The 26,279-nt window shown below is 56.6% G+C and carries 21 protein-coding genes and 1 tRNA gene; 11 read left to right on the forward strand and 11 right to left on the reverse strand.

The window, feature by feature from the left end; genetic code table 11:
* Nucleotides 1-41: 41 nt before the first annotated feature.
* Entirely contained in the window at nucleotides 42-3,353 is a 3,312-nt protein-coding gene (locus tag OAN307_RS14530; RefSeq protein ID WP_015500429.1) for a YhdP family protein, read from the reverse strand.
* A 65-nt stretch (nucleotides 3,354-3,418) separates the two neighbouring features.
* Between OAN307_RS14530 and bcp the strand changes: the two genes are divergently transcribed.
* The 4 genes from bcp (at nucleotide 3,419) to OAN307_RS14550 (ending at nucleotide 7,464) form a co-directional block, all read left to right on the forward strand.
* On the forward strand, nucleotides 3,419-3,880 hold the full coding sequence (bcp, locus tag OAN307_RS14535; protein WP_015500430.1) for a thioredoxin-dependent thiol peroxidase: 462 nt from the start codon (nucleotides 3,419-3,421) through the stop codon (nucleotides 3,878-3,880).
* 58 nt (nucleotides 3,881-3,938) lie between these two features.
* Nucleotides 3,939-4,586 (forward strand): MBL fold metallo-hydrolase, encoded by a 648-nt coding sequence (locus OAN307_RS14540; protein ID WP_015500431.1) that lies wholly within the window; start codon nucleotides 3,939-3,941, stop codon nucleotides 4,584-4,586.
* 1,074 nt (nucleotides 4,587-5,660) lie between these two features.
* Complete coding sequence (locus OAN307_RS14545) at nucleotides 5,661-6,956, forward strand: M23 family metallopeptidase (RefSeq protein WP_015500432.1); 1,296 nt, start codon at nucleotides 5,661-5,663, stop codon at nucleotides 6,954-6,956.
* Nucleotides 6,946-7,464 (forward strand): bactofilin family protein, encoded by a 519-nt coding sequence (locus tag OAN307_RS14550; protein WP_015500433.1) that lies wholly within the window; start codon nucleotides 6,946-6,948, stop codon nucleotides 7,462-7,464. The genes OAN307_RS14545 and OAN307_RS14550 overlap by 11 nt, the downstream gene beginning before the upstream one ends.
* Before the next feature lie 90 nt (nucleotides 7,465-7,554).
* Here the strand turns inward: OAN307_RS14550 and OAN307_RS14555 are convergent, their stop codons facing one another.
* The 3 genes from OAN307_RS14555 to OAN307_RS14565 all read right to left on the reverse strand — a co-directional run bounded on the left by OAN307_RS14555 (nucleotide 7,555) and on the right by OAN307_RS14565 (nucleotide 12,232).
* The gene (locus OAN307_RS14555) at nucleotides 7,555-8,334 is read right to left on the reverse strand and encodes a DUF2189 domain-containing protein (protein ID WP_015500434.1); all 780 of its coding nucleotides are present in this window, start codon (nucleotides 8,332-8,334) and stop codon (nucleotides 7,555-7,557) included.
* Between the two features lie 167 nt (nucleotides 8,335-8,501).
* Complete coding sequence (gene prfB, locus OAN307_RS14560) at nucleotides 8,502-9,629, reverse strand: peptide chain release factor 2 (RefSeq protein ID WP_015500435.1); 1,128 nt, start codon at nucleotides 9,627-9,629, stop codon at nucleotides 8,502-8,504.
* An 80-nt stretch (nucleotides 9,630-9,709) separates the two neighbouring features.
* Nucleotides 9,710-12,232 carry a penicillin-binding protein 1A gene (locus OAN307_RS14565; protein ID WP_083903226.1) on the reverse strand — a complete coding sequence of 841 codons (2,523 nt, stop codon included), beginning with the start codon at nucleotides 12,230-12,232 and terminating at the stop codon, nucleotides 9,710-9,712.
* 89 nt (nucleotides 12,233-12,321) lie between these two features.
* On the opposite strand from OAN307_RS14565, the gene OAN307_RS14570 reads away from it, so the two are divergent.
* Nucleotides 12,322-12,897: a class I SAM-dependent methyltransferase gene (locus tag OAN307_RS14570; protein ID WP_245540851.1), complete on the forward strand. Its 576-nt coding sequence runs from the start codon at nucleotides 12,322-12,324 to the stop codon at nucleotides 12,895-12,897.
* 104 nt (nucleotides 12,898-13,001) lie between these two features.
* Here the strand turns inward: OAN307_RS14570 and OAN307_RS14575 are convergent, their stop codons facing one another.
* On the reverse strand, nucleotides 13,002-14,231 hold the full coding sequence (locus OAN307_RS14575) for an N-acetylmuramoyl-L-alanine amidase (RefSeq protein WP_044043811.1): 1,230 nt from the start codon (nucleotides 14,229-14,231) through the stop codon (nucleotides 13,002-13,004).
* Nucleotides 14,228-15,382: a pyridoxal phosphate-dependent aminotransferase gene (locus OAN307_RS14580; protein ID WP_015500438.1), complete on the reverse strand. Its 1,155-nt coding sequence runs from the start codon at nucleotides 15,380-15,382 to the stop codon at nucleotides 14,228-14,230. The genes OAN307_RS14575 and OAN307_RS14580 overlap by 4 nt, the downstream gene beginning before the upstream one ends.
* A gap of 57 nt (nucleotides 15,383-15,439) precedes the next feature.
* Here OAN307_RS14580 and OAN307_RS14585 point away from each other — a divergent pair, with 57 nt between their 5' ends.
* Nucleotides 15,440-16,759 (forward strand): M48 family metalloprotease, encoded by a 1,320-nt coding sequence (locus tag OAN307_RS14585; protein ID WP_015500439.1) that lies wholly within the window; start codon nucleotides 15,440-15,442, stop codon nucleotides 16,757-16,759.
* A 19-nt stretch (nucleotides 16,760-16,778) separates the two neighbouring features.
* A complete protein-coding gene (locus OAN307_RS14590) occupies nucleotides 16,779-17,534 on the forward strand; it encodes a DsbA family protein (RefSeq protein ID WP_044043813.1) in 756 nt (251 codons plus the stop codon).
* Between the two features lie 150 nt (nucleotides 17,535-17,684).
* On the opposite strand, the gene ispG is transcribed toward OAN307_RS14590, so the two are convergent.
* The 3 genes from ispG to hemA all read right to left on the reverse strand — a co-directional run bounded on the left by ispG (nucleotide 17,685) and on the right by hemA (nucleotide 21,465).
* Nucleotides 17,685-18,818, reverse strand: coding sequence for a flavodoxin-dependent (E)-4-hydroxy-3-methylbut-2-enyl-diphosphate synthase (gene ispG / locus OAN307_RS14595; RefSeq protein WP_015500441.1), 1,134 nt, complete (start codon nucleotides 18,816-18,818; stop codon nucleotides 17,685-17,687).
* A gap of 89 nt (nucleotides 18,819-18,907) precedes the next feature.
* Nucleotides 18,908-20,134, reverse strand: a complete 1,227-nt coding sequence (locus OAN307_RS14600) for a helix-turn-helix domain-containing protein (RefSeq protein ID WP_015500442.1) — start codon at nucleotides 20,132-20,134, stop codon at nucleotides 18,908-18,910.
* Between the two features lie 107 nt (nucleotides 20,135-20,241).
* Nucleotides 20,242-21,465, reverse strand: coding sequence for a 5-aminolevulinate synthase (gene hemA / locus OAN307_RS14605; protein WP_044044786.1), 1,224 nt, complete (start codon nucleotides 21,463-21,465; stop codon nucleotides 20,242-20,244).
* 514 nt (nucleotides 21,466-21,979) lie between these two features.
* On the opposite strand from hemA, the gene OAN307_RS29015 reads away from it, so the two are divergent.
* The 4 genes from OAN307_RS29015 to OAN307_RS29020 all read left to right on the forward strand — a co-directional run bounded on the left by OAN307_RS29015 (nucleotide 21,980) and on the right by OAN307_RS29020 (nucleotide 25,245).
* Nucleotides 21,980-22,132, forward strand: coding sequence for a hypothetical protein (locus OAN307_RS29015; RefSeq protein ID WP_187292470.1), 153 nt, complete (start codon nucleotides 21,980-21,982; stop codon nucleotides 22,130-22,132).
* A gap of 87 nt (nucleotides 22,133-22,219) precedes the next feature.
* Nucleotides 22,220-23,593, forward strand: a complete 1,374-nt coding sequence (locus OAN307_RS14615; protein ID WP_015500445.1) for a dipeptidase — start codon at nucleotides 22,220-22,222, stop codon at nucleotides 23,591-23,593.
* Nucleotides 23,594-23,611: 18 nt separating this feature from the next.
* Nucleotides 23,612-24,943, forward strand: coding sequence for a S41 family peptidase (locus OAN307_RS14620; RefSeq protein WP_015500446.1), 1,332 nt, complete (start codon nucleotides 23,612-23,614; stop codon nucleotides 24,941-24,943).
* 71 nt (nucleotides 24,944-25,014) lie between these two features.
* Nucleotides 25,015-25,245 carry a hypothetical protein gene (locus tag OAN307_RS29020; protein ID WP_044043816.1) on the forward strand — a complete coding sequence of 77 codons (231 nt, stop codon included), beginning with the start codon at nucleotides 25,015-25,017 and terminating at the stop codon, nucleotides 25,243-25,245.
* A gap of 165 nt (nucleotides 25,246-25,410) precedes the next feature.
* Here OAN307_RS29020 and OAN307_RS14630 read toward each other — a convergent pair whose 3' ends face one another.
* Complete coding sequence (locus OAN307_RS14630; RefSeq protein WP_144055587.1) at nucleotides 25,411-26,046, reverse strand: type I secretion protein; 636 nt, start codon at nucleotides 26,044-26,046, stop codon at nucleotides 25,411-25,413.
* 115 nt (nucleotides 26,047-26,161) lie between these two features.
* Nucleotides 26,162-26,238 (reverse strand) — tRNA-Asp (locus OAN307_RS14635).
* Nucleotides 26,239-26,279 lie beyond the last annotated feature (41 nt).

The following is a 26,279-nucleotide window of genomic DNA, read 5'->3' on the forward strand; positions in this document are numbered from 1 at the left end:
GTCGGGGTCCTATTTTGTCAGTGTTCTATAGATCGGGGGTCCTATTGGCCCACGGTAGGGGGCGAGCGGCGGAAGATATCGCGAAACATCCCCGGCGTAAGCGCGGACAGCGGATTGACCAGAACGGTTGGGTTGTCAACGGGGCCGCGCAGGTTGAAATTGAACCCGATCAGACCTTCCCCGGGGCGCGTAAAGATCGCGCCGATCCCGTTGATCAGAAAAAATGGCGACACAACGCCCTGAAAATCCATCGTGCGCGCGGCTTGATTGTAAATCCCGTCCAGTGAAATCCCAAGACTCGGACCAACCGCGCTTGATTGGGTGACGATCACACGATCTGGGGTTAGTCGGAATTGCGCTTCGACATCTGAGAACAACAACCCTTGTCCCCTCATCTGTGCCAGCAACCCAACGACCGAAATCCCGTCCAGAAGCGACGCGAGCGCAGGCGCATCGCGGATGCGCAACGTGGTGCCGATCAGTGTGCCGTCATAACTGCCCTCAGCGCCCGCTGGGATCAACGTCATCTCCATTGCACCGCCGTAGACATTGCGCAAAATCCCCGCGGCGCGAAACAGACCACCAGCGTCATCGCTGACGATGCGCACAGCGGCCCGCCCGCCCACAGGTACCAACGTGCCACGGATCGGGGTCGTGCCATTCACGTCACCTTGAAATTGCCCCTGAAGACCCGCTGGCGATGTAAATGTGCCACGAAAATTCTCGATTGCGATGCCGTCGGTGATTTGCAGCCGATCCAGCGCGATGTCCAGCGGCGCGCCTTCGCCGCCACCACCAGTGTCGAAATTCGCCTCACGCAGGTCCAGCGACCCGCCTGCAATTTGCACCTGAAAAGGCCGCCCTGCACCGTGTCCGAGTAACACCACCGGCGCATCAAGCCAGCCACCCAAACGCACTCGTTCGAACGCCGCTCGATAAAGCCCGCCACCGGACGCCAATCGGATCGTGCCCGTGGTCTGTAAACCAGGCGCAGCGATCGATAATTCATCAATGCGCGGCGCATTACCCAACTGCCCGACAATCGTCAGCGATCCTGCCACATCGCGCGCCTTGGACCAGCCGAAACCGACCAGCGATAATCCCACGCCGCGCAAATCAGACGTCAGCCGAAACGCGGATGCATTTGGATCGCTGAGGTCGATGGCAATCTGTGCGGGCGCCGCGCCGGTGATCATTTCGGGAGGCAGATTGATGTTGAACGCGTCCAGAAACGCAGGCCCGAAACTGACAGTCGCATCAACCCGCGCCGTGCCTTGCGACCCCGCCCCAAGCGCGCGCGAAAACGTCATCGTCGCTGCCACATCCCCAAGTTGCACCGGCCCACGCACTACCAAACTTTCCGGGTCTGCCACCACTTCCAGCGCCGATGCTGTGATCGTGCGGTTCGGGATCAACAGGTCCGATTTCACATTTCGCACTTGCGCGCTTACTGACCACACCCGCTGATCAGGCGTAACGCCCTGCCCCAACGGGGTTTCAAGCACCGCTTGAATGCTTGCGCGGCCCTGCGCAAAACTCACAGGTAAATCTACGTTGCGCAGTATGTCAAATGGTTCGAGGTTCAGGATCGCCATCACCGCTGTCAAACGCCCTTGCATAGACAGATCAAAACGCGCGGGCGTGTTCGGGACGCCCGTGCGCGGGATCACCATAGTGCTGCCCGCCATCTCAATCCGCCCACCAACCGGGGCTGTCACGTGGCCGCGGTCCAACGTCATCGCCACGCGGCGATCAATGATCGATAATGTGCCGCCTGCGTCTTCGATGGGTGGTAGTGTGGGCATGATAGCGACGTTTGCGTCGCTAAATTCCATCGACAACGCTAACGACGGTGGTGCATCGGGCCGCGCGCGAAACACAACAGTTGAATCGTAAAAATCGCCGCCCTGTACGTTTTCAACCAGCCAGTCGCGGGTCAGTGCAGCCACGCCCGTTGGCCAAAGGGCAATCACCTGATCGGTGCCAATCACGTCCGTTTGTAAATCCAGCGCCACCGACCAGCCTTGTAATCCCGCCGAAACCTGCCCCCGCAGGCGCAGCGGCACAGCGTCACTGACCAACACGGCCTGTCCGATGTCCAGCGTAAACGGATCAAGGCGCAATCGGAAATCAAGGTTCGCCTGCGACATGTGAACAGGGCTGTCAAAAATCACGTCTGGCGCACTGGATATCTCAGAAAATTGCAACTGCCCCAACAGCGCCAACGGCCAGCCGTCCTCAAATTCACGCAGATAGGTGCGCGCAGTCCCCGCCACGCGCCCAAGTGCACTGTCAACTTCGATCAGATCGAATGTCAGCCGTTTGGCCAAGGGATCATAACTGATATAGGTACGGGCAGAATTGAACGGGATGGGCCGCGTTTGGGAATTGGGGCGCAATTCACCCGCCCCAATTTGCAACGTGGCCGACACGGACGTCAGCCGGCCGTCCTCGTTCAACTTACCACGCACCGCCCCTGAAATCGGCGCATCTAAAACGCCAAGCCATGATAACAACGGCGATTGGCTGGCAATATCCGCAGCCGCTGCATCTGTGATCGTAAGGCCGATCTGCGCCGTTCGGCTGCCGCGCGGCGACCTGTAAGTCAGTTCTGCGTTGGTCACGTACGACCGCCCCGACAACAACGCCACATTCGCGCGCAATTGCCGCCCGCCATCTTGTAAATCAAGCGCAATGCGTCCGTCATCAATGACCCAAGACCGCCCCGCGCGCGCATCAATATGATTGATAATCAGACCTGTTGCGCGCACCTGTTCAAGCGCCTCAAGCGCGCCTTGGCTAAACACCTTATCGATCTGATCCAGCAGGCCCAGAAAACCATCAGCCGACCCAATTGCCGTTGCACCCTGATCAAACGCAAGCGCCACAGTGCCATCATTGGAACGACGCAGCGAAACTTGGGCCCCACGCAGCCTGATTTCCTGCGCCAGAAAACGCCCCTGCAAAACACCGCGCGGCGACACGAGAGTTTCGATACGTGGCACCCGCGCCAAAATCCCGCCCTCCGCGTCGCGCAGCACTGCATTCACCAGCACCAATCGCGGGTGAAAATCTCGCCCGATGGTGACTTTCATCGCGCCGAACCCCAACGATCCGCCTGCCAAAACCTCAGCCGCACGCACTTCGACGTCACGCACGATCCATGACGGCGCTGACACCTCGCGGCCAATCAGCAAAACTGCGGCGATAATCGCCATCAACACCGGCGCGCCAATCAACAAGATCAGGGCACGCAGCCACCACAACGCGCGCAAACGGCGCGACGGAACAGGGCGGCGGCTCTCCGCCTCCGGCACGTCAATTTCCGCTGTGGTGTTCTTGTTCTCTCTCATTGGGGTTTATATTCGCCGCTGACGGGCTAGAACGCAAAGGGATTACAACATGATTGGACCTCGATATGTCAGAACTTCGTGAAGGCGATACTGCGCCCGCCATCTCCCTGCCCCGTGACGGCGGCAGTACCGTAATTTTGGCCGACCTGAGGGGCCCCGTTGTGGTTTATTTCTATCCGCGCGACGACACACCGGGCTGCACGACCGAAGCCATTGGGTTCACCGACCAACTGGCCGCATTTGCCGCAAGCGGCGCCACGATCCTTGGGGTCAGCAAAGATACCGTCACCAAACATGAAAAGTTCATTGCCAAACACGACCTCAAAATCGCCCTGTTGTCTGACGCGGATGGCGACGTCTGCGAACGCTACGGCGTCTGGGGCGAAAAAAAGATGTATGGCAAGGTTTTCATGGGGATCGAACGCACCACTTTTTTGATCAATGATGGAAAAATCGCCAAGATCTGGCGCAAAGTAAAAGTACCGGGGCATGTTGATGACGTCTTGGACACCATCCGCGCGCTCTAGACAGAAAATCTAATGCGCTCCGTAAACATTTATCCCGTCCAAAATCGGATAGTACAAAATGCGCAGCCGTAGAACCTTCCTTGCCGGTTCTGACGCAGCGATTGCATTGCTGCCCTTTGCCGCGCGCGCCGACGGCCACGCGCCGGATAAGTTTACAACATCAATGGGCAATCTCATCGTCCATCCCATCGCGCACGCATCTTTGGTGCCGGAACTGGCTGATGGCACAATCTACGTCGACCCGGTATGCGATCCTTCGGCCTACGCAGGTCTGCCAGCGGCGGCCATGATCCTGATCACCCATGAACACGGTGATCATTTCAATGCAGCAACGCTTGCAGCCCTCGACACTAGGGCCAGCATTTTTATCGCCAATACAGCCGTATCTGACATGCTAACTGAAGACCAACAGGCCCGCGCGACGTCGCTGGCCAATCGCGAAACCATGGGACTGGGCGATCTGACGATTGATGCAATCGCCGCCTATAACATCACCGAGGACCGCCTGAGCTTTCACCCAGAAGGGTGCGACAACGGTTATGTGCTGACCTGCCGCGACTTCCGCGTCTACATTTCCGACGACACCGAAGACACGCCCGAAATGCGTGGCCTTGAAAACATCGACCTCGCGTTTGTCTGCATGAACTTGCCCTTCACGATGGACGCAGCGTCCGCCGTGGTTGAATTTGCCCCGACTTATGTCTAAGCTTACCACTACCGTTGCCGCGACAACGGCACACAGGACCCCCCCCCCCAATTCGCCGCAATGCTGTCAGATGGGATCGAGGCGAAAATGGGTGATTGGTACAGCTAACCACAGTTCTCGTTTTGCGGACTGCCCACCTTGCGGATCGGCCCAGACTGGGTGTCGATCCGCAAAACAGCATTGCACATCAAATTTTTTGCACGCCAAGTCCGACGTCACGATCGTGATCAATCAGCACCGGCCGCGACAGCCTGTACCATGATGTGATTTCAGGCAGGACGTTCATGTCCTGCGACGTCTGCCATTTTTAAAAAACGTTGCAAAACAGCTTAGTCGAACCGAATTTCTCCGCCAAGCTTGGCTTTTACGACAGACTGACTGGAGGTTATTGTTTCAAAAAAGTGACAAATTGCTGTATCTTAGAATACTCTTCGACTCTTGCGCTTAGCGTTGTGGCCCTCGCGCTGCCTGTAACGGCTGACAGAATTTCAATGACAGTGAACAACAACCTCAAACTTGAAGTCAATGAAATCTATATAGATGGTAATAACGTCGTAAATTGGCCGTCCCAACGTTTGCAAGGGCGCATAATCGCGCTCGGTGCAAGCCGCGAAATTAGCGCTGAGCAGAACCCCCGATAACTGTACATACGATGTCTGGGTCCGCCAGACGTTCGTGGATGGGAGTGTTAATGACATGGTAACCCAGCACGAGCTTTGCGGCTCTGGCGATATCCTTCTGCGCTAACGATCCGGTGTGACGTCACAGCCACCCAAATTCGAAAAGGCCATCCATTTTGATGGCCATTTTTTATCGTCTGCGCCGTTGCGCCCGTCACCAAACGATCCCAACGTTAACTAATTACTGCGCCCCATGCGCCCCAATCTCCCAATCATAATCGGCGGTTTGCTGCCAACATCACCTCGTACCGGGCTGTATCTTCAATCTTTTGGCCAAAAACCTTGCCAGCGATTCCACCACCCGTTAACACGGACATGACGTGATTGTTGGGCCCACGTTAACGGCTAGGGATGGGATCAGGACATACACGTGAAAGCACGCTTGATACATAAGATGCATGTCGCTTTGGAAAAGCGCTTCCCTGAGAAGCGTCTATTCTTGCGATCAGACACCGAGACGCGGTTTATCCGCCTCAAGCCTGAAACCCAACTTGTTGCGTGGGCGGGTAGCGCCCTTATTGTAGGTTGGACGATTATTGCCACCGCTGTGCTGTTGATGGACAGCATCGGTGCGGGCAACTTCCGCGCCCAGGCACAACGCGACCAGACCACCTACGAAGACCGCCTCAACGCGATGTCTGTTGAACGCGATGTGCGTGCCAACGAAGCTGTCGCCGCGCAACAACGGTTCTCCTCCGCGCTTGATCAAGTCTCTCTCATGCAGTCAGAATTACTTCGCTCCGAGGATCGCCGCCGTGAATTGGAAACTGGCCTCGAAGTTGTGCAAGTCACGCTGCGCCGCACAATGGGCGAACGCAAAGACGCGCAAGAACAGATCTTGGTGCTTGAAACCGCCATCAACGGGGATGGCGACCTGCCGATCGGTTATGCGCAGGCAAGCCAAGCGGACGGCACAGTTGATATATTGGCAACCGCCCTCGCGGATACCGCCGCTGAGCGCGACCAGATCGCCAGCGACGCCGAGTTCGCCCTCAGCCATGCCGCTGACATGGAACTCGAACTGCGCCTTCTGCAAGAACGAAACGACCAGATTTTCCGCCAACTCGAAGAGGCATTCACGGTTTCTGTCGCTCCGCTCGATAATATGTTTCGCGCCGCTGGTATGAACCCCGAAGATGTGCTTGAACAGGTGCGCCGCGGCTATTCTGGCACCGGTGGCCCGCTTACGCCGCTGCAATTTTCCACTCGTGGCGGGCAAGAAGATCCCGACGCCGCCCGTGCCAACGGTATCCTCGGGTCGATGGACCGTTTGAACTTGTACCGCATCGCGGCGGAACGTATACCGTTCGATATGCCTGTGCGCTCCGGCTTTCGCTTTACCTCCGGCTACGGCATGCGCTGGGGCAGAATGCACAATGGCACCGACTTTGCAGCCCCGATTGGCACGCCGATCTACGCTCCGGCGGACGGTGTGGTAACGTTTGCCGGCTGGTCCTCAGGATATGGACGTTTAGTCAAGATACAGCATGCGTTCGGCATTGAGACCCGATATGCGCACCAAAGTCGAATTCGCGTCGAAGTTGGACAAAGACTCTCGCGTGGCGATCGGATTGGTGATATTGGAAACTCCGGACGGTCAACTGGTCCGCACCTTCACTACGAAATCCGCGTTGGCGGACGACCCGTAAACCCCATGATTTATATAAGAGCTGGACAAGATGTTTTCTAAAAGCAAAATCAACGAACCCGGCAGCCCTGCCGCCCCTTCCACACCGGACACGGCTCGGCCTTCTGGCGGGTCCCCTGTCCCCTCGCAGAGCGATTTCAAATCCTCCGCGCCCAAGGCAAAACCACCGGCGTCGCAGTTGTCCACGGACCTGCACATCACAGGCAACCTGAAGACGACTGGCGACATCATGATTGAAGGCACCGTTGATGGCGACATTCGCGCGCATCTGCTGACAGTTGGCGAAGGTGCGACAGTGAACGGCGAATGCATGGCCGATGACGTCGTCGTTAATGGCCGCATCGTTGGCACCGTTCGCGGTCTCAAGGTCCGCCTAACGTCGACCGCACGGGTCGAGGGTGACATAATCCACAAGACCATCGCGATTGAATCCGGTGCACACTTCGAAGGCTCGGTTCAGCGCCAAGACGACCCACTCAACACTGGCGCGCCCAAAAGTGCGCCAAAAGCAGCAGCACCGGTCGCCCCACCAGTCGCGCCAAAAGCCTAAACGTTTTCTGAATGTATAAAACGGGGCCGCGCACCAGCGCTGGCCCCTTTTTCGTGTCCGCCCAGTTTTCAAATCCGCTCGTTCACGCCCCTAAAGCGGATCATAAAGCGCGCGGCGATACAGATGCCACGTCGCATGGCCTAGTATAGGCAGCACAAACAGCAAGCCTAAAAACCATGGTAAAAGTGCGATAAACGTCAGCGCCGCAACAACAAATGCCCAGCACAGCATAACCCAAATATTCGCGCGCACGCAGCGCAGGCTTAACAGAATCGCCGTGATGAAATCGATCTCTTTCTCAAGCAACAGCGGTAGACTGACGACCGTCAACGAAAACAAAAAGAACGCCAGCACCGCCCCCACAGCCATTTCTACACCCATCATCGCCAGTCCTGTTGGCGTCAGAAAGGCCTCCCAGGATGTTGAAATATTGGTCAGCGTACCAAGCCCCATAAACAGCGCAAAAATCATATGCGCGAGAAACGTCCAGAACAGGAAATAAAGCACGATGATCGCACCCAGCAACAGCACTTGCCGCGTGCGTTCCTGCGATACAACACCCAAGATCGCGCGCCATTTCAGCGACACCCCAGCCTCCAACCGGCGTGACACTTCATAAAGCCCCACTGCCGCGAACGGCGCGGCCAGCGGAAACCCCAATGATGTCACCAAAATCCATGACACATGCCCTGCCCCAAGCCAAAGCATGAAAAATCCGGCCAAAACATAGACCGCAGAAAAGAACAGGCCGAATTGCGGCGCCGCCCGAAAATCAGCGACGCCTGCCTTCAGGCAAGTCCAGAGCTCGTGCACCGTAACAGTGCCGATACTTGGAATTGGTGACGCGACTGGTGTCGAAGTTTCGGACATAACATTCCTCCAGCTTCAATCATCCCGCGCCAACCCCACCGCGTCAAGCGGCACACAGCTTCTTTGGTTTATAAATACCTGTCCGCCGCAGGCACCGCCAAAATCCGAAAGGATTTTGGCCCCCACTCGCCGCAGGCGTAGGTCGCCCCAGACCTTAGTCTTCAGCCTCAATCCTCGGCGTTGGCATCCGCACGGCTTTTGCCACTGACGTCCATCGCCAGTGTTGCGCCCATGAACGCGTCCAAATCGCCGTCCAACACACCTTGCGTGTCTGACGTTTCATGGCGGGTGCGCAGATCTTTGACCATCTGATAGGGCTGCAACACATAGGACCGGATTTGGTTGCCCCACCCTGCATCGCCTGCGTTCTCATGGACCTCGTTGACCAGTGCTGAGCGCTTATCCAGCTCAATCTGATACAATCGGCTCTTCAACGCTTTCATCGCAATATCGCGGTTCTGGTGTTGTGATTTCTCGGATGACGTCACAACAATTCCCGTCGGCGCATGAGTGATCCGCACCGCGGAATCGGTTGTGTTCACATGCTGACCGCCAGCACCGGACGATCGGTAGGTGTCGATGCGAATGTCGGACGGATTGACCTCGATCTCGATGTTATCATCAACAACAGGGTAGACTTTCACAGATGTAAACGACGTGTGCCGCTTGGCTGCGCTGTCAAACGGTGAAATCCGCACCAATCGATGTACACCACTTTCAGACTTCAACCACCCATAGGCGTTATGACCGCTGATCTTATAGGACGCCGATTTAATGCCAACTTCTTCGCCTGCCGACTCAGATTGTAGGTCTACCTTGTAGCCCTTGCGCTCGGCCCAACGGATATACATCCGTGCCAACATCGCGGCCCAGTCGCAGGCTTCGGTGCCGCCAGCGCCTGAATTAATCTCAAGGAAGGTGTCATTGGCGTCCGCTTCGCCGTTTAGCAGGGCTTCGAGCTCTTTCTTGGCCGCCTTCGCCGCTAGGACCTTGAGCGCTTCCTCAGCCTCGGTGACAATGTCCGAGTCGTCCTCCATCTCGCCCATCTCGATCAGCTCAATATGATCCGACAGCTCTTGTTTGATGACCTCATAGCTTGCGATGGCATCGACCAACGACTGGCGATCACGCATCAACTTTTGCGCGGCCTCTGGGTCGTCCCACAGCGTCGGATCTTCAACCCGCGCGTTGAATTCTTCAAGGCGGTGGGACGCCGTGTCCCACTCCATTCGCTGCGCCAGCAGCGACAAGCTTTTTTCAATTTCAACAACGATCGTTTGAATTTCAGCGCGCATATCAGACTTCTACTAAGGGGTGCCAAGGTGGACTTCCGGGATCCTTTATCGCATCGTCCCAAGAGGGGCAATCAACCCCGTCAATACAGCCCGCCCGAAGACAGCGACCCGAAACTGGCGTTGGAATTGATTGTCGCCGTATTACCGTCTGACGTCGTGACGCTGACCGCATCACGCGGACGCGCTTCTTCAAACAGTGGCAGGTCCGCCGCCATTGCAAAACCACCATCAAAGGTGATGCCAAAGATAGGCTCTTCGCCAATACGGAAACATTCGCGTACAACATTGCTGCCCGACACACCATCCGGAAGGCGCGCACCGGTAAAGCGATCAATGTTAATGAACATGCACTCATCGGGCACTGCAAACGCGCCGCCACCGTATTTCGCAATCGCCGTCTCCATAAACGCATTGAACACTGGGGCGCATAACGCGCCGCCAGACCCCCCACGTCCCATGGGGCGCGGGGTGTCAAAGCCGATGTAGCAGCCGGCCACAATATTGCTTGAAAAGCCGACAAACCACGCATCTTTCTCGTCGTTAGTGGTGCCTGTCTTGCCTGCAATCGGCACCGGTAGATTAACCGCGCCACGCGCAGTGCCGCGAATAACCACGCCTTCCAACATTGACGTCAACTGATACGCTGTCACCGCATTCATCACACGTTCGCGATCCGAAACGATGCGCGGGCCACGTCCCTGTTCAAGGGTCGCGTCAGAACATTCCGCGCAAATCCTTTGATCGTGACGATAAATTGTATCGCCGAAGCGATCTTGCACCCTGTCAACCAACGTCGGCTCCACCCGCTCACCACCATTTGCGAACATCGCATAGGCCGCGACCAGTCGGTACAGCGTAGTTTCCTCGGACCCGAGGGACGCTGACAAAAATGCCGTCATATTGTCATATACACCAAACCGTTCGGCATATTCCGCAATAACCCGCATCCCAACCTCTTGCGCCAAACGCACTGTCATCACGTTGCGCGACTGCTCAATTCCGGTGCGCAGCGGTGTAGGGCCGTAAAACTGGTTGGAATAGTTCTGCGGACGCCAAATCTCACCACCAGCCGACACTTCAACCGGGGCGTCAACCACGACCGTGGCGGGCGTGTAGCCAGAATCCAACGCTGCTGCAAAAACGAACGGCTTGAACGCCGAGCCTGGCTGGCGCTGTGCATAGGCACGGTTAAGCTCAGAAATAACGATTTCATAGCCAAACCCACCCTGCATTGCCAGAACGCGGCCCGTGTTGACGTCCATCGCCATAAACGCGCCCTGCACTTCTGGCACTTGACGCAGTGTCCAACGAATAAACGCGCCGTCAGAGTCTTGCGTCAGCCGGCGCACATGGACCACATCACCCGCATCAAAATTGTCCGCGAAACTGCCGCGCATCCATTCAATGTCACCGCGCGGCACGATGGGGTCTTCATCGCCCGCAACCCAACCTTCGATGCCCATCCGCATCTCGGTCTCGTCCACGTCAAGCACAACCGCAGGAAACCACTGGCTTTCAAGCGAAATCGTACGAATAATAGGTGCGCTTCGCAATACAGCCCGCCATTGTTCTTCGTCTGACAACATCTCAACAGGGATCGTCAGCCCCGTGCCCCGCCAGCGGCCAATGCCGCGATCATAGGTTTCCAACTGGCGCTGCAGCGCATCACGCGCCGCCGCCTGCAGTTCTTCGTCCACAGTTGCACGGATCGACAAACCGGCGCTGCCCATTTCTTGATCCGGGAACAGCCCCTCGACTTCGTTTGCAATAGCGGCGGTGAAATAATCGCGGTCTGGACGCTCTACTTGGTAGCTCGGAAAATCGCCGCCTTGCACGGATAGCAAGGGCAGGTCCTCTTCTGTTTCATAATTGGTCTCAGATATGTATCCGTTTTCAAACATCTCACGCAGGGTGTTGTTTCGGCGAAACAACGCAACATCTCGGTTGCGTACGGGGTGCATATCCGAGGGTCGCCGCGTCACGGACGCCAGATAAGCCGCTTCGCCCGGCGTCAATTCGCTGAGCGTCTTGTTGAAATAGGTACGCGCCGCTGCTGTCACGCCATAGGAATTCTGCCCGAGAAAAATCTCGTTCAGGTACACTTCTAAGACGCCTTGCTTGCCCAAAACCGCTTCAAGCCGAGGCGCGAGGATAATTTCTTGCACTTTGCGCTCAATTGTCCGCGATCCATCCAACAACAATCCTTTGGCAACTTGCTGCGTAATTGTTGAACCACCGCGAACCGTCTGCCCTCCCGTCGTGATAAAATCACGGGCCGCAGACAGAATGGCAGTTACAGAATAGCCGTCATGTTCAAAGAACTCTTTGTCCTCTGCACTGATGAAAGCATGCACAACAAGATCAGGAATTCCTTCGATCGGTGTGAACAATCTCTGTTCTTCGATAAATTCATCAATCACCTGGCCTTCGCCGGAATACACGCGGCTGATCGTCTTGGGCTGATAATTTGCCAATGTCTCATAGGTTGGCAAGTTTCTGCCATACATGTAGAAAATCGCACCCAGTGTCAGGGCGGCCATTCCAGCACCAAGCGTCAGCGTCGAAAAAATGCCGCCAAAGAACGAAAAGATGAAACGCAGGATCATACGGCGAAGTGCCCCTAATGGAATTCCACCGCTTATAAGCAGTTTGTGCGAGATCGTCAAAAGATCACCACGCGTTTTTGGCTTCTTTGCGCTGGTTCGATTACGGTGCGTGTCATGGCCGCTGCACGACCCGCCCTGCCAGCACACAGCGACGCCATGACAGCCCAATTAGCCCCGCAGACATCATCACAACCTATGACCGTGTCGCGGCTGATTATCAGTCTCAGCGCAATCGCAGCTTGTTTGAAAAACCTATATTGGACAGCATGTTAGGCATCACGCCGCACAATGTGTCGCTGCGCCACCTTCTTGATCTGGTCTGCGGCCCCGGTGCGCCAATCGCCACCTGTCTGGCCAAACGCGGTATGGCCATGACGGGGGGCGACGGGACCGCAGCGATGGTCGATCTGTTCGCGCAAACCCTGCCAAACGCCACCGCCGTTCACGCAGATATGAGAACCCTTGATCTGGGCGAAAAATTTGATGCCATCCTCGCGCGGAACACGCTTTTTCCATCTAAGCCAAACCGACCAGCGGGCGATGTTTGCAACCTTTGCCGCCCAAGCTGCCCCCAAAGCCTCATCGATGTTCACATCCGGTCACTGCGCCAGAGATGTCTGGGGCCAGGCCACAGGCGCACCCGTCTATCTCACCAGCCTTGATCCTGATGAATATCGCGCAATGTTGCAGAACCTTGGATTTAAGGCCCTCACCTTTCGCCCCGAAGACCCCAACTACCAAGGCCACAGCATCTGACTGGCGCTTTTTACTGCTTGATCAGCGGCGCAAGCGCGGCTTCTTGGATTGCCCAACGCCCAACTGCCAGCGTTACCGCCGCCACAATCGGCGCGCGCCCTTGCGGGCTGGTCAGCCGTGCGCGGTCCACGTTATTGGACAAAAATCCGACCTCCAACAAAACGGACGGAAAATCAGCCGCGTTCAAAACGGCCAGTTCCGCCTGCCGCCTTGGTCGCGAATTCAAAACCGCGCCCGTGTCGCGCATCGCTTGAACCAACTGATCGGCAAACCGCTCCCCCGCTGCCGCCGTTTCGACCCGCAACATGTCTTGCAATACCATCGCGACTTCATCGCCCTGCCCGCGCAGATCGACGCCCGCCAGTAAATCACCGCCCTCATGACGTTCTGCCATCCGCTGGGACGCGCCTTCAGCCGCAACATCCGTTAATGTATAGACCGACGCGCCCGTTGCCTGCAAACCTTCCAAGGCATCTGCATGCAGCGAAATGAACAAATCCGCGCGCGCGCCGCGTGCCAATGTCAGGCGTTCTTGCAGCGCCACAAACGTATCATCCGCCCGGGTAACAGCAGGCTGAACGCCCTCAATCCGGCCCAATGCCGCAGCCAATTCCAGCGCCAACGCCAGCATTACGTCAGCTTCTTGCACATTGGCGTGTTCTGCGCCGGGATCAAGCCCGCCATGGCCAGGATCAATCACAATAATCAACGGCCCTTCGTCGTCTTGTGGTGCCACAAATACAGGATCCGCCGCCATCAGAAACGCCCAATCGGGATCGTTCGGCGGACCTGCCGCCGCCGCAAAACCCGCCTGTGTCGCAGCACGCAACACAACGTCAATCTGCGCGGTTCCGTCAACAGCGTTCACTGTCATGCCCGCCTGATCGACGCGGACGGGGTCCACCAGATCAAGGATCATCCGGCTCCACCCCGGACGTAGCGCCCCAAATCGTGCGCCCGAAATCCAATCACTTTTGGTAAATGCCATTTCATCAACGGCGCGAAAATCAACCTCGCGAAAATCCATCACCAAACGATTCGGACCCTCCAGAGTAAACACGCGGTAAGGCACCGGCTGGGACAAATACAGAGCGACCTCGGCGCGGCGAAACTGATCAACGGCGCCCGATTGCGCGACATCCAGCCGCGCCAGTCCTGAAAGCTCCTGCGCGCCAAGGCCCGTTGAGAACGCCAACCACAGCGCCAAAACCCCTAATTTCGCTTTGCCCCAAAACCTCAAACGACTGCCTCCCGATGGGCCATAAACGCCGTCAGTCGCACAAGACCTTCACGAATATCTTCCGTGGATCGGGCATACGACATTCGCACCCAACGGTGCCCTTCAACCGGATCAAAATCTAGACCCGGTGTGATCGCAACGCCCGCCTTTTCAAGGACCTGTGCGCAGAACTTTACGCTGTTGTAAGTATAATCAGACACGTCAACATAAACATAGAACGCCCCATCAGGCGGCGCGAACTTGCCGAGGCCGGCCTTTGGCAGTTCCGCAAGCATCAGCGCACGATTGGCGCGGTAGACGTCCACATTCAGATCCAGATCCGCCCCGCATTCCATCGCATGCAGCGCCAATCGTTGCGACGCATGCGACGGGCAGATAAACATGTTTTGCGCCAAGCGTTCAATCGTGCGCACTTGATCACGGGGCACAACCATCCACCCAACGCGCCAGCCCGTCATGGAAAAATACTTGGAAAACGAGTTGATGACATAAACCTCGTCCGTCACCTCCAACGCGCTCACGGCGCGGCCATCGTAGGCCAGCCCGTGATAAATCTCATCGCTGATAAACGCGGCCCCAGTTGCTTCACAGGCGTCCGCCAGTGCGCGCATGGCATCAATGTCCAGCATCGTGCCTGTGGGGTTCGCAGGTGACGCGACAATTAGACCTGACAAATCATGTGCGATAACGTCCGCCGCCACAGGCTGCATGCGCGCCGCCATCGTTGTGGGCATATCAACTGGCACCAAATCCAACGCCTTCAGAATCTGGCGATAAGACGGATAGCATGGCGCACCAAGGCCGACCCGTTCGCCGGTGTCGAACAACGCCGAAAATGCCAGTAAAAATGCGCCCGACGCGCCTGCGGTGATCACCACGCGATCCGCGTCCAGCTCAACCCCGTACCAATCGCGGTAGTGCTGTGCGATCCGAGCGCGCAATTCCGGCAACCCAAGTCCAACTGTGTAGCCCAATGGATCACGCGACATATCGGCAGACAACCGCCGCACCGCGTCTTGCGGTGCCCCCGTCCCCGGTTGGCCCACTTCCATGTGGATAATATGGCGCCCAGCGGTTTCAGCCGCCCGCGCTGCTTCCATCACGTCCATCACGATGAAGGGATCAACGTTGCCCCGTCTTGAATTCCGCATCTGCTCTGCCTTACGTTGCTTTGAAACCTGTTTGCCCTGTCCCGCCGGAGCCCGTCAATGCGCCTTTCAGTCTTGTCCCTCTTCCTAGGCGCCGCTCTCACGCTGATGAACGTCGCGGCACCCGCCCATGCGGTAAACCTGATCCGTGATGCAGACATCGAACACAGCCTTGATCAGTTGGCGGGCCCCATCCTGCGCGCAGCGGGGTTGAACCCAAACAATGTGGGGATCTTGGTTGTCAACGATAGCAGCATGAATGCCTTTGTCATCAATGGCCGCGCGATCTTTATCCACTCGGGCCTGTTGCAACGGGTCAACAGTGCGGGCCAGTTGCAATCCATCATCGCCCATGAGGCTGCGCATATTGCCAATGGCCACATCTCACGTCGGCTCACAAATCTACGCGGTGCCAACAATGCCGCGGGTTTCGGCCTCGCGCTGGCAATGGCTGTCGCCCTTGCCTCTGACAGTGCTGCGGCGGCGGGTGGTATTGCTGCTGGTGCAACTGGTGCCGCGCAGCGTCAGTTTTTCGCCCACACCCGCGCCGAAGAATCAGCCGCCGATCAATCCAGCGTCCGCTTTATGCTGCGCGCAGGCGTGGACCCTGCGAGTGCTGCAGAAGTGCTTGAATTGTTTCGCGGCCAAGAAGTGCTGTCTGTGTCACGCCAAGATCCATACGCGCGCACGCACCCGCTGACATCAGATCGCATTCGCGCTTTGCGCGGTCTGATCGCCGCTAATCCTGGCACCGCGCAGCCCAATCCGAACGCCGATTTCTGGTTCGAGCGCGCGCAAGGTAAACTCAGCGCGTTCACGCAAAACCCCGGCTGGACCCTGCGCCGGGTGCGAAATGACACCTCCCCCATTGGCATCATGCGCGCCGCAGTCGCCTATCACCGCCAAGCGGACGCCAATCGTGCCATTCAAGCGATGCAGTCGCTTCTGGCGCAGTATCCCAACGATGCCTACTGGTATGAACTTTACGGTCAAATCCTGCTCGAAAGCCGTCAGGCGGGACCCGCGGTGCAAGCCTACCAGAACGCCGTCGCGCTCAATGGCAATGAACCGCTGATCTTGGCGGGTTACGGTCGTGCTTTGCTGGCGCTGGATACGGCTGACAGCAATGCGCGCGCAGTAGCGGCACTGGAACGTGCGCGCGCCTTGGACGGGCAATCATCAAATACCTTGCGCGATCTTGGGCAGGCCTATGCGCGCACCAATCAATTGGGCCTCGCGTCGCTGGCCACGGCGGAACGATACGCGCTTCAGGGACGGATGGATGACGCAACACTCCATGCGACCCGCGCGGCGGATCGGCTTTCGCGCGGCTCTGCCCCTTGGCAGCGTGCGCAAGACGTGCTTTCTGCTGGTCAATGATTTATCCGGAGTTTCCCCCATGCGCCTGACATCCACCATCGCAGCACTTTTGCTGACCACAACATCCGTGTTCGCCCAAAACGATGCGCCAGACGCTGACATGACAGATGCGCAGCGCAACACGTTTCGAGCCGAAGTCCGCGCCTATCTGTTGGAAAACCCGGAAGTGTTGATGGAAGCCATCGCAGTGCTTGAAAACCGTCAGGAACAGGCCGAAGCGACGCGCGACGAAACGCTGGCACAGGTCAATATGAACGCACTGCTGAATGACGGATTTTCCTTTGTTGGTGGCAATCCGGACGGCGACATCACGATCGTTGAATTCATCGACTACCGCTGTGGTTTCTGCCGCCGCGCCCATCCGGAAGTGGCTGAACTGGTCACAAGCGATGGCAACATCCGCATAATCACCAAAGAATTTCCAATCTTGGGCGAACAATCCATGCTGGCCTCGCAATTCGCTATCGCCACAAAAACCGTTGCGGGGGACGCGGCGTATAAACTGATATCTGACGCGCTTATTGCCCTGAACTCCGACGTGACACCGGCCAGCCTCGGCTCGCTTGCTGCGGCATTTGACCTCGACGCAGACGCAATCTTTGCCGAAATGGAAAGTGACGCCACGCAAACGGTTCTGGCCAATAATCGCGCCCTTGGGGACCAGATGCAGATCACCGGCACGCCGACATTCGTGTTTGGCGACCAGCTGGTGCGCGGCTACATCAACCTTGCGCAGATGCGCCAGATCATCGAACAGGAACGCGACGACAGCTAATTAACCTGCCCGATTGCCTCTGACGCTGTATTTGCTTCAAACCTGACGTTGTTTCAAAAATATCCCGGGGGGGCCGAAGGACGGGGGCTAGCCCCAAGCGTCCGCAGCGCAGCCGCATTGTTCGGATTTAAGCGCCTCGAAATTCGAAATTTATTCCGTCGCAGCAGCCTCAACCGCAGCAGCCGCGTCCAAAACTGCCGCCTTCGCCTCAACCTGCTCGACGATATGTTCGATCATGTCGTCATTGCTCAGCTTGTGGGATTGCTTGCCAGCAAGATAAACCATGCCCGCACCATTGCCGCCGCCAGTAAACCCAACGTCGGTCATCAGCGCCTCACCGGGGCCGTTCACAACACAGCCAATGATGCTCAGCGACATCGGCGTTTTGATATGTTCGAGCCGTTTTTCCAACTTTTCAACGGTTTTGATCACATCAAACCCTTGACGCGCGCAGCTAGGGCAGGAAATGATATTTACCCCGCGATGGCGCAACCCGAGGGACTTGAGGATCTCATAGCCAACCTTCACCTCTTCCACAGGATCTGCCGACAGGGACACACGGATCGTGTCGCCGATGCCCGCCCACAGCAAAGACCCCATTCCAATTGAAGATTTGATCGTGCCGGACATCAGGCCGCCCGCCTCAGTGATCCCAAGATGGATCGGCGCATCCGTTGCCTCAGCCAACTGCTGATAGGCGGCTGCGGCCATGAACACGTCGGACGCTTTGCAGCTGATTTTAAAATTGTGAAAATCGTTGTCCTGCAATAGTTTGATATGGTCCAAACCGGACTCAACCATCGCATCAGGGCAAGGTTCGCCATATTTATCAAGCAGATGCTTTTCGAGCGATCCGGCATTCACCCCAATGCGCATAGCACAATTGTTGTCTTTCGCAGCCTTGATAACTTCGCGCACCCGCGCTTCGGACCCGATGTTGCCCGGGTTGATACGTAGACACGCCACCCCCGCCTCAGCCGCCTCGATGCCGCGTTTGTAATGAAAATGAATATCCGCAACGATTGGCACAGGGCTGGCCGCGCAAATCTCTTTTAGCGCCTTGGAACTATCTTCGTCCGGAACTGACACCCGCACAATATCAACGCCTGCATCGACACAGCGCTGAATTTGCGCCAGCGTGCCGCTCACATCCGGTGTCAGTGTGTTAGTCATCGTCTGCACCGTGATCGGCGCGTCGCCCCCCACAGGGACTTTTCCCACCATGATCTGGCGGCTTTTGCGGCGGTAAATATTGCGCCAAGGGCGGATAGGGTTCAGCGACATCGCGGGTTCACCTGTCAGGGAGAGTTATTCATTATTTAGCGCCGGCGCAGCGCGCGAACAACGGCCTGCGACAGTTTAACTGGCGGTTATTAGTCAGTGTTTTGTGTCGGCGTCAGAACCTGAAGTTCGGCCACGCGCACGACGTCGGCCAGATCACTGTCGGCCGTCAGATCGGCAACCGCAAAGCTGGTCGTCAGGTTGTCCACAGACAGCGCCAGATTAGACGTCACCTGCCCGCTTGGACCAACTGGACCATAATGCGCCCCGTTCACCAAGAAATAAACCGCGCCGGATTCACCTATGCGCAGTGTTGCGGGTTCGATCGTTTGCGGCACGTTAAACGTGTCACCAGCGACCATCGTCGCCTCATAGATGACAGTCCCGTCAGCCGCGCGCACCCGCACCCACGCATCCCGAACAGCCACAAGCTGCACACCAGGAGGCGGATTTTCTGTCACTTGGATGTTGGGTGCCACACCCGCCAGCGTCATCGCACCAACTTCTGATAGAAGGCCGTCCTGCCCCATAAGGCCGGGACGTTCCCCTATTGTGGGTGCAAACCTGCCATTTGCATACGGTGAAAGCGACGCAATTGGACCATCACGTGGCACCAACACGGGCGCATCCAGCGCTTGCGGGCGATACAGACGATCCAGACTTTCAGTCGACGGCGCGTCAAATCCGGCAACGACATTCACGCCCGCATCGTTGGCAGGCAAACCGCCACCCGCCAGCGGGTCAATGCTGGCCACAACCGTCGGCGTGTTCTCAACCGGCGCCAATTGTACCTTTTGCACCTCTTGCAGCACCGTGTAGCCGCCGTAGCCTAGGCCACAAATCAGCGCGATCAAGACCGCAAAAGAACCAACAGCGCGCGGTTCAACAGCTGCAAACATCGCATCGCCTGCTGGAATAAACGGCATTGCTGGCGAGGCAAAAATGTCTTTGTCAAATGGTGCTTGGCGCGTCGACTTTGCGCCGGAAGCCTGCTCGGACATGCCGTGCGCGGTAGCAAACCCACTTTCGGTACAGAACGTGTCGAACGCCCAATCGGGATCCATATTCAAATACCGTGCGTAGGACCTTACATAACCAGCAATAAAACCTGGTGTGTCAAAGGCTGTAGGATCGGCGTTCTCAATCGCTGCAATATAGGCGGCTTTGATTTTGAGTTCACGTTGCACGTCCAAAAGGCTTTTGCCCATGGTCGCACGTTCGCCACGCATCAGATCACCAAGACGCAAATCAAACGCGTCAAAACCTGCCGCTTTAACGACCTGTTCATCTTTAGAGCGTCTGAACCCTTTTCGGATCATCCGTAACCCTTGCCTGTATGCCCCATCGAAACGGTCCGATTCGTCTCGTTACCGTTCCTTGCCCTCTCGATACCACAAGGAAAACCATTTTGCACATGCGGCAATTTTCAGCCGGCAAGCTCGGCACGATTCAGCGCACAATGGGACCACAAAGCGTCCAGAGCCTTCACAAGCGCGTCCATTTCCTTCGGTCCATGAACCGGAGATGGCGTAAAACGCAACCGTTCGGTTCCCCGTGGCACTGTCGGGAAATTGATCGGCTGCACATACATGCCGTGTTCCCGCAACAACATATCGGACAGTTTTTGCGTATGAACCGGATCGCCAACAATCAGCGGCACGATATGGCTACCATGATCAATGATCGGCAATCCAAGGCCGCGCAGACGGGTTTTCAAGATTTTCGCCTGTGTTTGATGGCGGTCACGTAGCTCTTGATCGGTTTTCAGATGCGCAACTGACGCCGCCGCCCCCGCCGCAACAGCGGGTGGGATAGACGTCGTAAAAATGAAACCCGGCGCGTAAGATCTTACTGCGTCACACATTTTCGCGGATGCAGCGATATAGCCGCCCATGACGCCAAACGCCTTGGCCAGCGTTCCATTGATGATATCGACGCGGTGCGCCAACCCGTCGCGTTCGGCAATACCGCCCCCGCGCTTCCCATACATGCCGACGGCGTGAACTTCGTCGATATAGGTCAACGCGCCATATTCATCTGCCAGATCACAAATCGCTTTGATCGGGGCGAAATCGCCATCCATGGAATACACAGATTCGAAGGCTATCAGTTTTGGCGCGTCAGGATCATCAGCAGCCATAATCCGTCGCAGATCATCCAGATCGTTATGTTTGAAGATACGCTTTTCGCCGCCGTTGCGTCGAATACCTTCGATCATCGACGCGTGGTTCAGCGCATCAGAATAAATAATCAGCCCTGGAAACAAGCGTGGCAAAGTTGATAGTGTCGCGTCATTGGCAATGTAGGCGGACGTAAACAGCAGCGCGTCTTCCTTGCCATGCAGGTCCGACAATTCCGCCTCCAGACGCTTATGATAGACCGTCGTGCCCGAAATATTGCGCGTTCCACCTGATCCGGCACCCGTGGCGTCCAGCGCCTCGTGCATCGCGTCCAACACCACAGGATGCTGACCCATGCCAAGATAGTCGTTGCCACACCACACGGTGATATCCAATTCCTCACCCTCGGGCGTGGTCCAGACCGCATGGGGATACTGACCCTTTTTACGTTCAATATCGATAAACGTGCGGTAGCGGCCTTCATCATGAAGGCGGGCCAATGCCACGTCGAGTTTATATTCAAAGTTCAAAGCATAAGTTCCCTTGTCATACAGACTTGGGACAGATCCCAAGGTCAAGGCATAGACCCTGTTATATCCCCATCCTAAGTCAGGCAACACTTGGCGCACCAGTTTTACGTGCCTGTTACCGTTGGTCGCACATATAGCGCCCCGTGCCATCTGCCTCTTTGATTTGCATCAATTCCCGCGCTGCACCAAAGGGTCTAGAAACCTTGACCATAGCGGTCGCCAGCAACGTGTAAAAATTAGCCCAACGTTATTTTTTATCACAGGATGAGTGATGAGTGCCGCACACCCAAGCCACGCATCTAACCACAAAATGACTCCACCATGTTTTAACAATCGATTCCGACAGCCGCCCTTTTGTCGGTTGTGATCACGTCGTCAGGATATGCCTTCGTCACAGTCGGGATGCAAATCGCCAGCAGTGGACAGGTATTTTCCGCATTGGCAATCTTAACTATCAGACCTTACGGACGCTGTGATTCCTGAAATCGTTTTGCTGCGCCACCTTAGCCTGAAGATGATCTATTTCAGCATTGCTTTGCTCAAAAGCCTGCTGGTGCTGGACTATGCGTCCTATGTTACTGGGATGGTGAACATAGATCAGGGCGCGGGCGCCTTAATGGCTCTGGGCAGCTTTGCCCTCTTGATTCTGGCGGACACGCACCCTTAAGCATCCCGGCACACCTGCACCGTCTAGAACACTGAGGGCGACACTGCTAGGCTTTGCCTGATCCCATGCCTTTCAGGAGCTTCCCCCATGTCTCTCGACACCGTCCTTGCGAAAATCGACACTGACCTTGATGCGTCCCTTGACCGTTTGATGGGGCTGCTGCGGCTGCAATCGGTGTCCACCGACCCCGCCTATAAAGACGAGGTCGACAAAGCCGCCGATTGGCTGGTTGATGACCTGAAATCGCTTGGTGTTGATGCCTCAAAACGCGAAACCCTGATGCATCCAATGGTCGTCGGGCATGTTGGCGACACCGGCCCCCACTTGCTGTTTTACGGCCACTACGACGTGCAACCTGTTGATCCTGTTGAATTATGGGATCACGATCCGTTTGCGCCGTTTATCGAAGACAGGGACGGTAAGAAAGTCATCCGCGGTCGCGGCACGTCGGACGACAAAGGCCAGTTGATGACCTTCATGGAAGCGTGTCGCGCGTGGATCGCTGTGAACGGCGAACTGCCCTGCAAAATCACCTTCCTGTTTGAGGGCGAAGAAGAAACCGGATCGCCGTCCCTCGTGCCGTTTATGCAGGCGAACGCCGATGAACTTAAAGCTGATCTCGCGCTGATCTGCGACACTGGGATGGTCGCGCCGGGTGTGCCGTCTATTGCCAGCCAGCTTCGCGGCATGCTGAAAGACGAATTCACCCTGCACGGCCCCGCGATGGACCTTCATTCGGGGCATTACGGCGGGCCAGCCGTGAACCCACTTCGTGAAATTAGCCGCATCATCGCGTCCTTCCATGACGACCAAGGCCGTGTGACCATTAATGGTTTTTATGACGATGTTATCGAAATCGGCGATAACCTGATCGCGCAATGGAAAACCTGCGGCTTTGACGAAGCCGAATATATGACGGGCGCGGGGCTCACGACGTCTGCTGGCGAAAAAGGCTATTCCATCCTTGAACAGCAATGGTCACGGCCCACGTTGGAAATCAACGGACTTTGGGGTGGTTATCAAGGGGCCGGGTCCAAAACCGTGATCCCCGCCGATGCCCATTGTAAAATCACCTGCCGTTTGGTGGGCGACATGGACCCCGACAAACTGCGCATCGCACTGCGCAAACACGTCGAAAATCAGCTACGGCCTGACACCACAGTCACATGGGACAACGACCTTGAGGGCGCGCCCGCGTCCGTGATGAACACCGACCGCCCAGAATTCGAACTGGCGCGTCAGGCGCTGTCTGATGAATGGAACCGCGAGGCCGTGTTCGTCGGCATGGGCGGATCAATCCCCATTGCGGGGCATTTCAAATCGGTGCTGGACATGGACGCAATGCTGATTGGCTTCGCGTCCGAGGACGACCGCATCCATTCCCCGAATGAAAAATACGACGTTGAGGCGTTTCACAAAGGCATGCGGTCGTGGGCCCGCGTGTTGGATGCTTTGACCTAGAATGTTGAAGGTCTGAACATGAAACGCTTTCTCAACCAAATCTGGATCGTGATTGGCGCGTTCGTTGCGGCCATAGTGGTGTCATGGGTTATCTACATGCCAAACGGCGATGAACGCGGCGTCTGGCGGGCGCAAACCGGTGGCACGATCATCACGCTGACGCCATTCACCGCAAAGATGTATTCAGAAACCAGCGTTTCATGCCTGCACCAACTGTCATTCCCCGCCCATCTGAAACTGGTCGAAATGGCCGAGGGCGCAACCGTTTCCGTGATCGATTCCCAGCTGCATCTTAACGTCGATGGATCGCTCGATCCGATGATCCTTGAACGCATCGACGCACTGCCAGATAATTGCAGCGCCGCCAATCCTGACGCCACACCGCGTGATGTGTTTGACTCCATGTGGACGGCCATGGATGAACATTATGCGTTCTTTGATCTGCACGGCGTCGATTGGGATGCACGCCGCGCGTTGGCACCTGCGATGGGCGACACTATGACGGACAGCGCCCTGCTGGCGCTGCTGTCAGACACGCTACAGGGCCTTGATGATGGCCACGTCCAGATCGGCGCGCCCATTGGATATGTCTCTCCTGCTCAGGACCCCGATTGGCTGGTGGACACACTCAACCGCGACGCCTTGACCCAAATCGCGCGTGACACGCTTGGCACTGACCTCACGCCTGTGGACCTGACGGGCATCGAATACGTCTTGCTGCCCGACGGCGTTGGCTACGTACTGATCCGGCACATGGGGTTAGACACACCGTTCGGCACCACAAGCGAAACCGCGATGGCACTGGCGTTTTCGCAAGTCGCTGACGTTATGACCGACGCCAATTCGATGATCATCGATCTGCGCTACAACCCCGGTGGATCAGATTCCGTATCGTTCGGCGTCGCCAGCCATTTCATTGACGCCCCGCTGGATGTGTTCACCAAAACCACCCGCGACGGATCGGAAAATGGGTCAGGCCAATCCGCGCCCTTCACTGCCGTACTCCAACCGTTTGACGCCACCCCGCTGACCCAACCCGTAATCGTGCTAACCAGCCAACTCACTGGATCTGCGGCAGAAATCCTGATAATGACGATGCGTGAACTGGCGCAGGTCATAACGATGGGCCAGCCTACATCCGGTGGATTGTCCGACATCTTAGGGTTCAAACTGGCGAACGGTTGGGACCTTGGTCTGTCACACCAGACCTACCGCGCGATGGACGGCCAATCGTTTGAGGGTGTGGGCATCCCACCTGACATCCCGTTTGCAATCACCGCCGCGCCCCTGCTGGCCGGCGAAGACCCCCTACTACGGGCGGCCTTTGTACGGGCGCGATCCGCAAATTAACCCGATCAAATCGCGCCATCCCAGCGTGCCTCACAAAAGGTACGTTCATCAATACTCCGAACGGTCCAACGGTGGCGCAAGACCTGCGCGCCAAATCGATCGTCGACACGCAAAATGGCCCGCGCCCGCTGCAGTGGATTGGCCGCATTGTCGCACGGCGCGCGCCTTGGAATCCTAACGCTGTTTGCAGAATTGGCGCAGGGCATCACCCCTGCCCTGCGGCCCCTATTCCGGCGCGACGCCAACAGATCAAACTGATCGCGCGGCACAACCGAAACGGCCACCTTTTGGCACAGGTTTAGAACACCATATATGCGAATTACACGTGCGGGATAAGGCGCGCGGACGGCGTGTGCCCGCGCTCAATATATACTGGATGCTTTGGCGCGCACGCTGGATCTGCCCAAGCACGATGGACATTACCAGGATCACCACTTTCATGCAGCAGGACCCAGCCCACATCACTGTTATGATGTGGTGGGAAAATCAATCGAATCCGTATCAGCCAGCGTCACCCCAAGCTCTTCAGGGGTATACAGACCGTCAAAAACCAATGTGGGGGTACCGTCCAACGACACCGTGGTGTTGTCGGCATCCGTATCAACGACATAGCTGATAATCGGCGCGGTCTCTGCGATGCTGAGGTCATCGACGTAAAGAACGACGTTATCCTCGTCAGGGTCAAAATCTATGATTTGTTCGACACCTTCATCGGACAAAATCATGCCAAACGTATCAGCACCGGCGCCGCCCGTTGCGACATCACCATCCGAAAAGTACTTCTGATCGTCGCCCGCCCCAACATCCAAGATTTTAGCTTCGCCAAGTGACCAAATCGCATCGTCGTCAAACTGGTCGCTTGACAAAATATCGCCGCCCTCTCCGGAAATCGTGTCATTGCCTGTTTGGCCAAGCACATTGTCATCCACATCGGTGCCGACAAACGGATCATCACCCAATCCTAAAGCGGTAAACTCACTGAGGGGGTCAACGACCACTTTATCGTCAGAATTGCTCTCAAACAAACCGCTGAACAGATCAGACGCAAGCAAACCAGACGCCACCAGCAGCCAATTCAATAACATTGCCGGTTCATACGTCATGATCGCAGCCCCCAAACTGCGACAGTTGGGTGCAGCGCTTTGTTTTGGGGGATATTTATACAGCAAAAGTATCAGGGGGAGCAACTTATTTGCCAAAAATTTCTGACAAATAAAGTGGCGCGGTTGACGGGACTCGAACCCGCGACCCCCGGCGTGACAGGCCGGTACTCTAACCAACTGAGCTACAACCGCGCACTTTTTGCTTTTATCCTCAAGCAGAGCAATCCAATCCT

The sequence above is a fragment of the Octadecabacter antarcticus 307 genome (assembly GCF_000155675.2).
Lineage (GTDB): Bacteria > Pseudomonadota > Alphaproteobacteria > Rhodobacterales > Rhodobacteraceae > Octadecabacter > Octadecabacter antarcticus.